Origin of the sequence: uncultured Arthrobacter sp. (genome assembly GCF_947493765.1) — a bacterium.
GTDB lineage: Bacteria > Actinomycetota > Actinomycetes > Actinomycetales > Micrococcaceae > Arthrobacter_D.
Genome location: NZ_CANLSZ010000001.1, coordinates 426,881 through 440,314, shown reverse-complemented (window position 1 = coordinate 440,314; position 13,434 = coordinate 426,881). Strand labels below are relative to the sequence as shown.

The window sequence follows — 13,434 nt, the reverse complement described above, 5'->3', positions numbered from 1 at the left end:
GCACGGCCCGCCGACGGCGTCTGCTTGACTGGTGGCATGACGCACCCGCACAGTGGTTTCGATCCGGCAGCATCCTCGCTCGCAGGGGACGTGGCCCCCGAGGTGATGGCCGAACTCCTCTCCGTGAGGAGCTCCATCGACAACATCGACGCGACCCTCGTCTACCTCCTGGCCGAACGCTTCAAGGCGACGCAGCGTGTGGGGCACCTGAAGGCCGAGCACGATCTGCCGGCGGGCGACCCGCAGCGGGAGTCGGCCCAGATCGCCCGGCTCAGGATGCTCGCGGAGGAGGCCCAGCTCGATCCCGCCTTCGCCGAGAAGTTCCTCAACTTCATCATCTCCGAGGTGATCCAGCACCACCAGGCCATCTCCGAGAGCCGGAGACCCGCACCGGGTGCCGGCCGTCCCGCGTCCGAGAACACGGCGGAGGGGCGCGACGAGCGTGCGTGAGGACAGCAGGGAGCAGGACGGCGACGCCGGGGGATCCGCGGTGACCGCCACCGGGGCCGGTGACTGGCCCGGAGTGGACCCGCTCGAGGCGAACCGGGCGATCCGCGGCGAACTCGGAGGTGTCAATCCGCCGTTCCTTCCGGCCCTCCCGGCCCGCGGACCGGGCAGTGACGCCACAGGACGCACGCTCGGCATGCTGGTCGAGCTGCCCTTCGATCTCCAGCCGCACGGGTGGCGCCTCACCCAGCGGCCCGGCAAGGACCAGCGGCGCGCCGAGTCGGCCCTCTCCTCGGACATCAACGCCCTCGGGGACATCGCCGGGGCGGAGGAGCGACCGGCGTCGCGCCTGGTCCTGCATCTGCAGGGCCCGCTCTCACTGGCGGCCGGCGTCCATCTGCACAGCGGCGAACGGGTACTCCTCGATCACGGTGCCCGGCGGGAGCTGTACGCGTCGCTCGCAGCCGGGGCGGCGGAGCTGGTCCGGCGTGTGGCCTCCGTGGCGCGCGGGGCGGGGATACTGCTCCAGCTCGACGAGCCGGCCGCGGAGGCCGTCCTCACCGGGAGCATCCCGACCGCCAGTGGCTACCGGACCCTCCGGGCGATCGATCGCCGCGAGGCCACGGAGGCGTGGGACCTCGTGACGGACTCCGCGCTCGCCGCCGGGGCGACCGGCACGGTCGTCGCTCCGGGACGGGGAGACGTGGCGTTCGAGGCCGCCCGCTCGAGTGCGGTGGAGGCCCTCGTCCTGGAGTTGTCGGCGGTCTCCGACCGGCAGTGGGACGCCCTGGCCGAGGACGTCGAGGGCGGACGTCGGCTCTGGCTCGCCATCCTCGATCCCGGGCACCCGGTGCCTCAGGTCAGCTCGCTGGTCGAGCCGGTACGGGCCGCCTGGAACCGCGTGGGTCTGCCCGTCGCCGCGCTCTCCGCCCTGACCGTCACCACGCTCCCCGGACCGGCCGGGCGCTCGCCCGCGGATGCCGTGGCCATGCTCACCAGACTGGTCCGCGCCGCCGACGCCCTGGACCAGCTCCGAGCCGAGGGCTGAGCTCCGGGCGGCGAAGTGGCTCAGACGCGGGCTTCCCAGCGGTCCGGCCGGGCACCCTCGGGCAGGACGCCGTCGAACTCCTCGAGCGTGTAGTCGAAACCACCGGCATAGACGAGAAGGGTGCCGAGCTGCCGGTGGACCACGCGGGTGGTGATTTTGAAGAGTCCCGTGGTGTCGTCCCACCACTGCTCCACGTAGGCGAGCGCGCCGACGGCGTCGGGCAGGGGCAGGCGGAGTCCGGCGAAGATCCGGGTCTGTGAGGAGACCATGCGGATGCGCCCCTCGCGGGTTGCCGTGCACGTGAGCAGGGTGGCCATGCGGCGGTGCCGGCCCACGTAGTCGGTCAGCACACCGTCCTGCAGCGAGGTGGTGTCCTCGAAGACGCGCAGGGCCGTCCCGAAGTCGAGCTCGCGCCGCGCGGTGAGCGACGGGCGGCCGAACGGATCCAGGTGCGGGTAGTTCCTGATGGTGAAGGGGACATCGCTGTTGTACTCGGGGAAGAAGGCGTTCTCGAGCGCGGTGAGCCGGAAGGCGGGCCGCGCGAACCAAGCGGTGCAGCCGGCGACGTCGAACACCCCGCGCCCGAATCCCGCGAGGCCACTCTCGGCGTGGAGACCGAAGTACTCGCGCAGTTCGGGCTGGAGCCTGCCGAACTCGCGTCCCATCGCTTCCTGGTAGATCGAGATCATGCCGCCCACTTCCGTCGCTCGGACACCCAGTCAACCATGATGCGGGCCGTGAACAGTCCGTGGGCCCGCAGGCTCGGACGGGCGTCGACACTCGAAGCCAGTCACAGGCGTCCCGCCGCCTTGAGGCGGATGTAGGTGTCCGCGAGCCGGGGCGGCAGCTCCGCGGGTACGGCGTCGACCACCTCGGCGCCGAGCAGGCGGAGTTGCCGGGCGACGGCGGCCCGGTCCAGCAGGGCGCGTTCCGCGGCCGCCGCACGGAACGTGGCGGACGCCGTGGACCGGTCGGCCCGCAGGTCCTCGAGCCGTGGATCGCGCACCGAGGCGACCACCACCACGTGCCTCTCGGTCAGGCCCGGAAGGGCGGGCAGCAGGCCCTCCTCCACGGACCCGGAGTCGAGGGAGGTCAGCAGCACCACGAGCGACCGGTGCGGGGAGGCGGAGCGCACCTGGGCGGGCACCCGCGACCAGTCGGCCTCGATCAGTTCCGGCTCCAGGGGTGCCATGGCGGTCACGAGGGCGCTCAGCAGGTTTCCGCGTGCCGAGGAGTCGACGCGCGCCCGGAGCCTGCGGTCGAACGCGAGGAAGTGCACCTTGTCGCCGCCGCGCTCGGCCAGGACGGAGAGCAGCAGCGCCGCCTCGATCCCGGTGTCCAGCCGCGGTTCGTCGAGGATGCGACCCGCCGACGTGCGGGAGGTGTCGAGCACGACGACGACACGCCGGTCCCGCTCGGGCCGCCAGGTGCGGACCACCGTGCCGCGGCGCCTCGCCGTCGCGCGCCAGTCGATGGATCGGACGTCGTCGCCGCGGACGTAGTCGCGCAGGGAGTCGAACTCGGTGCCCGCCCCCCTGAGCTGCACGGCGGAGCGGCCGTCGAGCTCCCGCAGTTTGCGGAGCTTCGAGGGGAGGTGCCGCCTGGAGTGGAAGGGCGGGAGCACCCGGAGCACGCCCGGTGCCGGCACGGTGATCTGCCGGGCGGCCAGACCGAGGGGTCCGGCGCTGCGGACGGTGACGGTGTCGACCCGCAGGATCCCCCGGCGTACCGGACGCAGGCGGACGGTCCTCCGACGTGCCTCACCCCGGGGCAGGGCGACCCTCTGCTCGGGATCCCGCGCCCCGGCCGAGGGCTGCCAGGTTTCGCGGAAGGTCGCCCGCATCCTTCGTGCGGTGTGGTTCCGCAGCACGAGGGCGCTGTCGCACTCCTCGCCCAGGCGCACGCCGTCGGGCAGTGTGCGGGTGATGCCGATCCGGCGCGGGGACGCCGCGAGAGCCACGTCGAGAGCCGCCAGCACGATCAGCAGCAGCGCCCACAGCAGGATCGAGGTGCTGCCCGGATACACGATGACGGGCACGACGCCGAGCAGTGCCAGGAGCACGAGGCGTCCGGTGATCACCATGGAGGGCTCCTCTCGGGTGCGGTGGGCGGGGCGGGGACGGGCTGGTCTACCGCGGGACGGCGACGGTGCTGAGGATGGTGCCGAGCACGGCGTCGGCGTCGACCCCGTCCATCTGCGCCTCGGGGCGCAGCGCCACCCGGTGCCGCAGGGCGGGCAGGGTGAGGGCCTTGACGTCGTCGGGCGTGACGAAGGACCGCCCGGACAGCCACGCCCAGGCCCGCGCGGTGTTCAGCAGGGCCGTGGCACCACGCGGGGAGACTCCGAGCTGGAACGACGGCGAGACCCGCGTGGCGCGCACGAGGTCCACGATGTAGGCGAGGACCTCGGGGGCGACGGCGACGCGCGCCACCGCGGCCCGTGCGCGCCCGATGTCCGAGGCGTCCGCGACGGCCCGGACGCCCGCGGCGTGGAGATCCCGGGGGTCGAAGCCGACGCTGTGGCGGCGGATCACCTCGATCTCGTCGTCGCGCTGCGGCAGCGGGAGCGTCAGCTTGAGCAGGAAGCGGTCGAGCTGGGCCTCGGGGAGGGGGTAGGTGCCCTCGTACTCGACGGGGTTCTGCGTGGCGGCGACGATGAACGGCGCGGGTAGCGGGCGGGAGGTGCCGTCCACCGAGACCTGCCGCTCCTCCATCGCCTCGAGCAGCGCCGCCTGGGTCTTCGGTGGCGTGCGGTTGATCTCGTCGGCGAGCAGGATATTGGTGAAGACCGGGCCCTCCCGGAAGCTGAACCCGGAGGTCCTCGCCTCGTAGACGAGGGACCCGGTGATGTCACCGGGCATGAGGTCAGGGGTGAACTGCACACGCCGGGTGTCCAGGTCCAGGGCCGTGGCGAGGGTCCGGACGAGCAGGGTCTTGGCGACGCCGGGCACGCCCTCGAGCAGGACGTGGCCGTCGGCGAGCAGGCCGATGAGCAGACCGGTCACCGCCGCGTCCTGGCCCACGATCGACTTGCCGACCTCCGTACGGACACGCAGGAGCGCGGCGCGCGTCGACTCGCCGTCGGTGGCGTCCTGATCGGCGATGTCCTGCATCTGGTCGGGATGGGTCATGGCGGGGTGATCTCCTTCTCGAGGTCGAGCAGTCCCTGCGACCAGGGCACGAGCTCACGGTTCGTGGTGGGGCGGTGCAGCAGGCGTCGCTCGAGCTCCTCGCGCGGGTACCCGCTCCTGCGCGCGGCGGCATCGATGATCTCTGACGCCGGGGCGGAGTGGTCCACCCGGAGACTCCGTGCCAGGCGCGTGAGCGTGCCCGATCGGAGCGTCGCGGCTGCGTGCTCGACGGAGCGCGCGTCCTGGTAGAGGCGCGCACGCCCTTCCGCCGTCTCCGCGGCGCGCACGAGGACGGGCAGGGGCTCGGTGGCGAGCGGGCCCATCCGCCGGCCCCGCCAGAGCATGGCGAGGACGGCACAGACGAGGAGCCAGGCGAGCAGCAGGTCCACCCAGGGCGGGAGGAGGGTCAGCGGGTCGATGCCTTCGCCGACCGAGGCGACGTCGGCTCCGGTGGGCTCGAACCAGACGAGCGCCGGTGACGACCCCAGGAGCTGGAGCGCGAGGGCGGCGTTGCCCTCGGCCGTGATCGATCGGTTCGCGAGGACGCCCGGCGCGCCGAGGACCCCCACGGATCCGTCGGCGCCCGTGACGTACAGGCCCCCCGGCGGGTCGCCCGTGGCGGACGGGAAGCACTCGACGGGCCCCGAGTAGAGCGAGCCGGTGGCGGTGATCGTCCCGGCAGCGCTCGCTCGGGGATCGGCGCATGCCGCCTCCGGCGGGGGAGTGTCGCCACCCGGGTCGAAGGGCAGGGGCCCCACGAGGTCGATGTCCTCCCCGAGTGCCGTGAGCTGCCGTGCCCCGGGTCCGGCCAGTACCGAGCGGTCCGCCGCCGTGGTCAGGGTGGCGATCTGCGTGGCGCTGAGGTACTGCCGGGCGTCGTTGAGGAACAGTGTGGCCGGTCCGGCGTCGAGGAGCGCCAGGGCCTCGTCGAAGGATCCGGGGCGCTCCACGTCCACGCCCTCGTCCGCGAGGACCTGCGCCACGCCCCGTGCCCCCTCGGGGCCGGGATTCTCCGGGGAGAGCGGTGCACCCTCCTCCCCGGTGCCGGAGAGGAGGGTGATCAGCACCGTGAGCGCCAGGACGACGGCGCCCACCACGAGGGGACGTGCGCCCCGGATCCGGTGCCGTGCTGTCGCTCGGGCGCTGCCGCCGTCGCCCATGGGCTCGGGCCCGCCGGCATGGTCCATCGACGCCGACGCCGACGCCGACGCCGACTCCAACTCCGACGCCGACGCCGACGCCGACGCCGACTCCAACTCCGACTTCGACGCCGACTCCCACTCCGACTTCGACGCCGACTTCGACTTCGACTTCGACTTCGACTTCGACTTCGACTTCGACTTCGACACGGCCGCCGGGACCGCCGACGCGCCGGGACGCCGCGTGCGGGCGCTCACCGCAGTGCCGCCGGGCTCTCGGCGGCTGCCCCGCGTACGGGATGGGCGGAGAACCGGGCGTCCACCTCCGCTGCCCGGCGATACTGCTGGTCCGACGCGGTCCCTCGCCCGTAGTGGGTCTCGTTGAACAGTTCGGCGAGCCAGGCGACCTCCCCGGCCAGGGCGGGAAACACGCCGCCGAGCTGCGCCGCAGCCTCTGACGCCGTCCGGCCCGGCTGCTCGTCCACGAGGACGCGTTCCTCCGCCGAGCGGATGATCGCGCGGAGCAGTTCGGCGATCGCCTCGTTCCAGTGCCCAGCAGCCGCGCGGTCGACGGCGCGGCTGCGATGCCCGGCGGCCGAGCGCCTCACGTCGCCGGTGAAGACGTCCGGCTCCGGTCGGGCACCCCGCGGATCGGCGCGCGGCCTGACGAGGATCACGGCGAGGACGACGACGATCCCGGCCCCGAGCAGGAGGACGACCGTCCCGGGCCCCGGCCCGAGCGCTCCCAGTCCGTCGAGGAGCCTGCCGACGGCGCGCAGGAGGTCCTCGACGATCCGCTCCGCGAGATTCGGTCGGGCCTCCACGTAGACGCGCTTCGACAGCTCCTCGTCGAGGAGCCGGCGTGCCTCATCGGCGTCGGGCGTGAGGGCTCCGAGGATCACGGGCCGGCCCGTCGCGCCGTGAGCGCGTCCACCGCCGCGGGTATCAGGTGGACCCGCCCCGATGACCGAAGGAGGTGGTCCCTCCCGGGATGACATCCGTCGTCGTGGTGCCGGCGTTCTCGTGCTCGCGCATCAGCACGACGTCGAACCCCTCCCGCCAGATCCGCAGGTCCACGTAGAGCAGCGCCGTGACTCCGGCCTGGAACGCGTAGCCGACGGCGGTGAACAGGGCCGTGATGGCCTGTGTGGCGGCCAGGACGGGAAGCGATTCGAGGACGTCCGGCGCGGCGGAGGAACTCGAGCCGAAACCGATCAGCAGGGTCACGACGAAGGTGAGCGGAGCGGCGATGACGGAGCTGATCACCGAGACGATCACGCTGGTCAGCAGCACGATGCCGAAGGTACGCCACCAGTTGCCGCGGGTCAGTACCCACGAGCGCCTGATCGACGCCCACGGTCCGGTGCCCTCGAGCATCAGCGCAGCAGGGGCCACCACGAGCTTGATGCTCGCCCAGACCAGGACCACGACGGCGCCGAGCGCGAGCGGCACGATCAGGAGCGCGGAATCGGTGCCGAGGCCGGCGATGGCGAGGACCGAGATCCCCACGAGCAGCACCACGCCGAGGGCGGTGGCGGCGAAGGCGAGGAGCCCGAAGCCGAGCAGCGGCAGCAGGCGGGGCCGGGCGAGGCGCCAGGCCTGGCCGAAGGAGGTCCTCTGAGCGATCACGGAGCGCGCGATCGGGATGACGAGGATGCCCTGCAGGAGCAGCAGTGCCACGGCGGAGACGATGCCCGACACCGAGGCGAAGACGCCCAGGCCGGCAAGGGCACCGATCATGCTCTCCGTGCTGGGATCGGTCGCCTCGAACACCGCCAGGGAGGAGGCGAGACTGCCGAACAGGAGCACGACCACCACGGCGACGACGGCCTGCAGGAGGATCGCGGTGCCGAAGGTGGCGAGGGGGTTCCTGCGGCAGGCCTGGAACGCTCCGTCCAGTATCTCCCCGAGGCCCAGCGGGCGGAGCGGGATGACACCCGGTTTCGGGGGTGCCCGATATATCGGGCAGGGAGGGTGGAACTGCCCGGGGCCCCCGAACGCCGGGCCGTGGCCCCGGGTTCCGTACTGCTCGCCCCAGCCCTGCGCCGGAGACCGTCCGGGGGGCTGCCACGGTGACGAGGCCTGGCCGTCGTCGTCCGCGCCGGTCCACCCACCGCCGCGGGCTCCATCCGGGTCGGGGCCCGGTCCCTGGCCCGGCCGGCTGTCCGGATCACTCATGGTGTTCCTCCGGTCGATCGTCCGGGAAGCACGGCTCGCCTCCCTCCCTCCCTAGCATCATAGGCACCGCATCCCTCCGCGGAGGGATGCGGAGCGGCGTGCGGACAACACGCCCTGTCGGGCGCCCGGCGGCGCTGTTGGGACTTGAGGGCCCCGTACGACACTATTGAGGCATGAAGGCGCGCATCCTGGTCGTCGATGACGACGAAGCCCTGTCCGAGATGATCGGCATCGTTCTCCGCAACGACGGCTTCGATCCCGTGTTCTGCGCGGACGGCGATGCCGCACTCGGTGTCTTCCGTGCGAGCAACCCGGACATCGTGCTGCTGGATCTCATGCTCCCCGGCATCGACGGGATCGAGGTCTGCCGTCAGATCCGCGCCGAGTCGGACGTCCCCATCGTGATGCTGACCGCCAAGTCGGACACCTCCGACGTCGTCCGGGGACTCGAGTCCGGCGCGGACGACTACGTCCCCAAACCCTTCAAGCCCGCCGAGCTCGTCGCCCGGGTGCGCGCCAGGCTGCGACCGGCCGAGTCGAAGGCCCCCGAGACCGTGCGGATCAAGGACGTCACGATCGACGTCGCGGGCCACGAGGTCACCCGGGCCGGGGAGCGCGTGTCGCTCACGCCGCTCGAGTTCGATCTGCTGGTGGCGCTGGCCCGGAAGCCGTGGCAGGTCTTCACCCGGGAGCTGCTCCTGGAACAGGTCTGGGGCTACCGGCATGCCGCCGACACGCGGCTGGTCAACGTACACGTGCAACGGCTCCGGTCGAAGATCGAGCGTGACCCGGAGGCGCCCGAGATCGTCCTGACGGTGCGTGGTGTCGGCTACCGAGCCGGTCAGGCCTGACCTGGCGGGCGCCGACGGAGCCCCGCCGCACGAGCCGTCCGTGGCAGGCGGGTCAGCCGGCGCCCACCCGGCCGTGGGCCGTGTCCAGGGGGCTCCGGCACGCTTCCGCGGTGTGCTCCGGAGGATCGCGGCGCACTGGAGGCGGTCGCTGCAGTTCCGCACCGTGGTGGCGACGATGCTGCTGACCTCGGCGTCGTCGGTCGCGGTGGGCGGTTTCCTGTCCACCCAGATCGCCGGTGCGCTCTACGACCAGCGCTTCGATCAGTTCAGCGCCGAGGCGACCACCGAGCTCACCCGGTACAAGGCCGTCTTCCGGGACTCCCCGGCCACCGATCGGGACACGATCAGCCGCCTGGTGCTCGACTCGGTCACCGCCCTGGCCGGGAACGACACCGATTCGCCGCGCGAGGCCATCCTGGCACCCATCTCCGGTGAGGAGATCGTCATCCCCACCACGTCCAGCCAGAAGGGTGCGACGGCGCGCATGCTGCCCCAGGACCTCCAGGCCGCCGTCGCGGACGGCGAGGACATCTACTGGTCCCCGATCGTGATCCCGGTGACCGAGAGGGGCGAGGTCGAGGCCCCCGGAGTCGCCTTCGGTACCCGGGTGACCCTCCCGCCGGAGCAGACGCCCTACGCGCTCTACGTCTTCTACGACCTGTCCACCATGCAGGCGACCCTGAACTACATCCAGCGCGTCCTGGCGATCTCGGGTCTCATCCTCCTGGTCATGATCGGTGCGATCGCCTGGTACGTCACCCGCAGTGTCGTCCGCCCGGTCAGCCATGCCGCGGCCGTGTCCGAGAAGCTCGCAGCGGGTCAGCTGCAGGAGCGCATGGAGGTCAGCGGGGAGGACGAGGTGGCGCGCCTCGGGGTCTCGTTCAACCACATGGCCGGCAGCCTGCAGGACCAGATCAACCAGTTGGCCCAGCTGTCGCAGATGCAGCAGCGCTTCGTCTCGGACGTCTCGCACGAACTCCGCACCCCGCTGACCACCGTGCGCATGGCCGCCGAGGTGCTGCACGATGCCCGGGAGGACTTCGACCCGATCAACAGGAGATCCGCCGAGATCCTCTTCGACCAGGTGGAGCGCTTCCAGGCCCTGCTCGCCGATCTGCTCGAGATCTCCCGCTTCGACGCCGGCGCGGCGACGCTGGAGGCCGAGTCGGTGGACATCGTGCAGCTGGTGCAGCACGCGATCGACGGCGCCTGGCCGCTCGCCGAGCGGCTCGGCTCGGAGGTGACCATCATCTCCACGGAATCGAGCTGTATCGTCGACGCGGATGCGCGGCGGATCGACAGGATCCTGCGCAATCTCATCGTCAATGCACTTGAGCACGGGGAGGGCAGGCCGGTCGACATCCACATCAACTGCAGCCCGGAGGCCGTCGCGGTGGCGGTCCGTGATCATGGCATCGGCATGACGGGGGACCAGGCCTCACGCGTGTTCGATCGTTTCTGGCGGGCCGATGCGGCCCGTGCCAGGACCACGGGGGGCAGCGGGCTGGGGCTGTCCATCGCGACCGAGGACGCCCGCCTCCACAGGGCGTGGCTGGAGGCCTGGGGGGAGCCCGGGCAGGGGTCGTGCTTCCGGCTCACCCTGCCGCGACGCCAGGACATCGATCTGGCGTCCTCCCCGGTGGCGCTCCCGCCCGCGCCGATCACCACCGCGGCGTCCACGGACGCCGTCGGGACGAGCGGGTCCGGGGCGGACGATCCCGGGCAGATCGGCGCCGACGGGCGGGCCCAGCAAGTACAGGAGGTGGGACAGCGCCGTGAGACCCCCTAGAACGACGACGACGACGAACACGACGCCGACGCCGGCCGGGAGGTCATGCCGCGCCACTACCGGCCCGATCGGCGTCCTGACGGCGCTGCTGATGTGCCTGCTCCTGTCCGCCTGCACGGCGATCCCGACGGACGGTCCGGTGGGGGTCATCTCCGCCTCCGACGGCGAGACCGGCGGGGTGGCGGCGGTGTTCGATCCCCGGGGCCCGGCGGTCGACGCGAGTCCCGTGCGCATCCTCCTCGACTTCATCACCGCGGGGACCGGCACGAGCGACGGCTACAGCGTGGCCCGCCAGTACCTGACCCCGGAGCTGCAGGACACCTGGAAGCCGGAGGAGCGGATCGTGCTGTTCCGCTCCGATCCACGCGTGGAGGCGCGCGAGGCCGAGGGCGCGTACCAGATCCAGCTCGAGACCACGGGCATCATCGACGCGGCGGGCGTGCGGACCAACAGCGTGGTGCCGGCGACGGAGACCATGGACGTGCGCCTGGTGCAGGTGGACGGCCAGTGGCGGATCGACGAGATCCCCGACGGGATCATGCTCGCCCAGAGCAGCGCGCGGGATCTCCTGCTCTCCCACGACCTCTACTTCTACAGCAGCACCTACCGGTACTGGGTGCCCGACGCCCGCTGGTTCGTCCGTCGCACCGGCGTGACGGCCCGGGTGGTCGGGGCCATGCTGGCAGGTCCGGTGCCCTACCTCCAGGGCTCCGTCACGAGCGCCTTCCCGGAGGGTGTGAGCCTCGCCCGGGACTCGGTGCCGATCACCTCGGGAACCGCGACGGTGGAACTGTCCTCCCAGGTCCTCGAGAACGCCACGAATCTGAGCCTGCAGCAGATGAACCAGCAGTTGCAGGTCAATCTGCTGGGCCTGAACGATGTCACCTCGGTGGAGATGACCACCGACCAGCCCATCGAGCTGGGCCCGCCGTCCCCTGACCTCGTGGTGCCCGAGCTCTCCCCCGACGTGGGAGGGGAGCAGGTGGCGGTCTCCGACGACGAGCTGGTCTCCGTGCGCGACGGCCGGGTCGCGCCGATCGAGGGCCTGCCGTCCGTGGCCGAGCTCGGGCCGCGCGATCCGGCGGCCTCCGTCTCGGGCAGCGCCTATGCCTTCGTGGACGCCGCGCGCAAGGCGCTGTACGTCGCGGCGCCGGGCAGCGAGGCACGCAGGATCGCCGTGGGTACGGCGCTGACCCAGCCGTCCTTCGACACCGAGAACTGGGTCTGGACGGCGCGCTCCGTCGGCGGGCGCAGCGAGGTCCTCGCCGTGCCGCCCGGTGGGGCGGAGCGGGACGCCGCCGTGCTGACGGCGAGCTGGCTCGGGGACCAGGAGGTCCTCGATCTGCGCGTCTCGCGGGACGGAGCCCGTGCCCTGGTCGTCACCGATCGCGGGGGTGCGGCGGAAGTGGTCCTGAGCGGGATCACGCGGTCCCCCGAGGGCGTACCCCAGACCCTGACGTCGCCGCTGTCCATTCCCACCGCGGTCGACGTCGACACCGCCAAGTGGGCGGGGCAGAGCACCATCGTCGCCTCGGCCGTCGGTGCCACCGTCACGGCGGAGCCGGTGGTGCTGCATCTGGACGGCGAGCAGGAGGCGATGGCCACGCTCGACGGCGTCCTCGGGATCAGTGCAGGAGCGGACGCCGAGGAGATGTTCTACGCGCAGGCGGGGGAGACCCTCTACCGGCGCATCGGCAACAGCTGGGTCGACGAGAACATCGACGTGGTCGACCCCGCCTTCCCCGGGTGAGGTCGTCCACATAGCTGTGCTCCGGCCCGCCTCCGGTGCGCAGCCGTGCTCTGCTGAAGGCGTGGATCCCAGCAGAGCGGCCCTGTCCCGCGGGCTGGACGCCGTGTACTTCGGGCGTCCGTACCAGCGCCTCGCGGGTGCGCTCCGCGGTTTCGGGACCCTCGTGCTGCCCGCGTCGTGCGTGCAGTGCGGCGCCTGGGACTCCTCCCTGTGCCGCGCGTGCCTCACCCGGTTCAGGCGGTCCACCGCACGGCCGTTCCGCGCGGAGGCCGGAGCCGAGTCCCTGCCCGACGTCCCGCCGCCGGACCCGGTGCGCCCCGCGGACCACGGCTTCGGGCCCCTGCCGGTCGTCGCGGCGGGTCGGTACGGAGGCGTGGTGGCCCGGGTGCTGCTGGCCTACAAGAACCACGGGCACGTGGATCTGGCCGCACCCGTCGCGGCGGCACTCGCGGGCGCGCTGCACGCCGCGGTCCCCGCGGACACCGGCGGGGCGGGGGTTCCGGCGGGAGGGGGCGTCCTCCTCGTCCCCGTGCCGACGCGGGCGTCGTCGCGACGTCGCCGCGGCTACGATCCGGTGATGCTGCTCCTGGCGCGCCTGCAGCGTAGCGCCTCCCTGCCCGCGGGAACAGTGCTCGGTCCGGTCGTCCGGCACCGCCCGTGGGCGGCGCTCGTGGCACGGCTCGCCCGGCGGCACGGCCTGCCGTCCGTCCGCGAGCTCCGCGCGGCGGTCCTTCCGGATGCCGGCGGCCAGAAGGGGCTGGGTCGGCGTCGTCGCCGGTCCACCGTGCTCGGGTCCATGGGGGTGGCGGCACGGGCCCGGAGCACGCTGTCCGGACGCGAGTGCGTCATCGTGGACGACGTCCTGACCACCGGGGCGACCCTCGGGGAGGTGCACCGTGTCCTGGTGGCCTGCGGTGCCACGGTCCTGGGCGCCGTCGTGGTGGCGGCTGTCCCGCCCGCGGGGGAGGCCGGCCGTTCCTCCGGTGCGGACGCGCGGGGACATACGGACGAGACATCTCCCGCCGATGGGTGAATAAAGCACCGGGGTGAACTACCGTGAGGCATGGGTACAACTCAGTGACGGAACGTACCCCTCGGCGG

Annotated in this window: 12 protein-coding genes; 6 read left to right on the top strand and 6 right to left on the bottom strand. The window is 72.4% G+C overall.

What is annotated here, in order from left to right; translation table 11 throughout:
* Positions 1 to 36: 36 nt before the first annotated feature.
* Entirely contained in the window at positions 37 to 450 is a 414-nt protein-coding gene (locus Q0747_RS02055) for a chorismate mutase (protein ID WP_298251589.1), read from the top strand.
* Positions 443 to 1,495 (top strand): hypothetical protein, encoded by a 1,053-nt coding sequence (locus tag Q0747_RS02050; protein WP_298251588.1) that lies wholly within the window; start codon positions 443 to 445, stop codon positions 1,493 to 1,495. The genes Q0747_RS02055 and Q0747_RS02050 overlap by 8 nt, the downstream gene beginning before the upstream one ends.
* A 20-nt stretch (positions 1,496 to 1,515) precedes the next feature.
* Here Q0747_RS02050 and Q0747_RS02045 read toward each other — a convergent pair whose 3' ends face one another.
* The 6 genes from Q0747_RS02045 to Q0747_RS02020 all read right to left on the bottom strand — a co-directional run bounded on the left by Q0747_RS02045 (position 1,516) and on the right by Q0747_RS02020 (position 7,943).
* Positions 1,516 to 2,184: a DUF4166 domain-containing protein gene (locus Q0747_RS02045; RefSeq protein WP_298251587.1), complete on the bottom strand. Its 669-nt coding sequence runs from the start codon at positions 2,182 to 2,184 to the stop codon at positions 1,516 to 1,518.
* Between the two features lie 101 nt (positions 2,185 to 2,285).
* Positions 2,286 to 3,578 (bottom strand): DUF58 domain-containing protein, encoded by a 1,293-nt coding sequence (locus Q0747_RS02040; protein WP_298251586.1) that lies wholly within the window; start codon positions 3,576 to 3,578, stop codon positions 2,286 to 2,288.
* Positions 3,579 to 3,624: 46 nt separating this feature from the next.
* Positions 3,625 to 4,608, bottom strand: a complete 984-nt coding sequence (locus tag Q0747_RS02035; protein ID WP_298251752.1) for a MoxR family ATPase — start codon at positions 4,606 to 4,608, stop codon at positions 3,625 to 3,627.
* Positions 4,609 to 4,622: 14 nt separating this feature from the next.
* A complete protein-coding gene (locus tag Q0747_RS02030) occupies positions 4,623 to 6,023 on the bottom strand; it encodes a DUF4350 domain-containing protein (RefSeq protein WP_298251585.1) in 1,401 nt (466 codons plus the stop codon).
* Positions 6,020 to 6,667, bottom strand: coding sequence for a DUF4129 domain-containing protein (locus Q0747_RS02025; RefSeq protein WP_298251584.1), 648 nt, complete (start codon positions 6,665 to 6,667; stop codon positions 6,020 to 6,022). Before Q0747_RS02025 ends, Q0747_RS02030 begins: the two co-directional genes overlap by 4 nt.
* Positions 6,668 to 6,710: 43 nt before the next feature.
* A complete protein-coding gene (locus Q0747_RS02020; protein ID WP_298251583.1) occupies positions 6,711 to 7,943 on the bottom strand; it encodes a hypothetical protein in 1,233 nt (410 codons plus the stop codon).
* 173 nt (positions 7,944 to 8,116) lie between these two features.
* Here Q0747_RS02020 and mtrA point away from each other — a divergent pair, with 173 nt between their 5' ends.
* From mtrA to Q0747_RS02000, 4 genes are all read left to right on the top strand, one after another.
* Positions 8,117 to 8,794: an MtrAB system response regulator MtrA gene (mtrA, locus tag Q0747_RS02015; RefSeq protein ID WP_298251582.1), complete on the top strand. Its 678-nt coding sequence runs from the start codon at positions 8,117 to 8,119 to the stop codon at positions 8,792 to 8,794.
* Between the two features lie 40 nt (positions 8,795 to 8,834).
* Complete coding sequence (gene mtrB / locus Q0747_RS02010; protein WP_298251581.1) at positions 8,835 to 10,583, top strand: MtrAB system histidine kinase MtrB; 1,749 nt, start codon at positions 8,835 to 8,837, stop codon at positions 10,581 to 10,583.
* On the top strand, positions 10,570 to 12,333 hold the full coding sequence (locus Q0747_RS02005; RefSeq protein ID WP_298251580.1) for an LpqB family beta-propeller domain-containing protein: 1,764 nt from the start codon (positions 10,570 to 10,572) through the stop codon (positions 12,331 to 12,333). The genes mtrB and Q0747_RS02005 overlap by 14 nt, the downstream gene beginning before the upstream one ends.
* 61 nt (positions 12,334 to 12,394) lie before the next feature.
* Entirely contained in the window at positions 12,395 to 13,366 is a 972-nt protein-coding gene (locus Q0747_RS02000) for a ComF family protein (RefSeq protein ID WP_298251579.1), read from the top strand.
* The last annotated feature ends 68 nt before the right edge of the window (positions 13,367 to 13,434 follow it).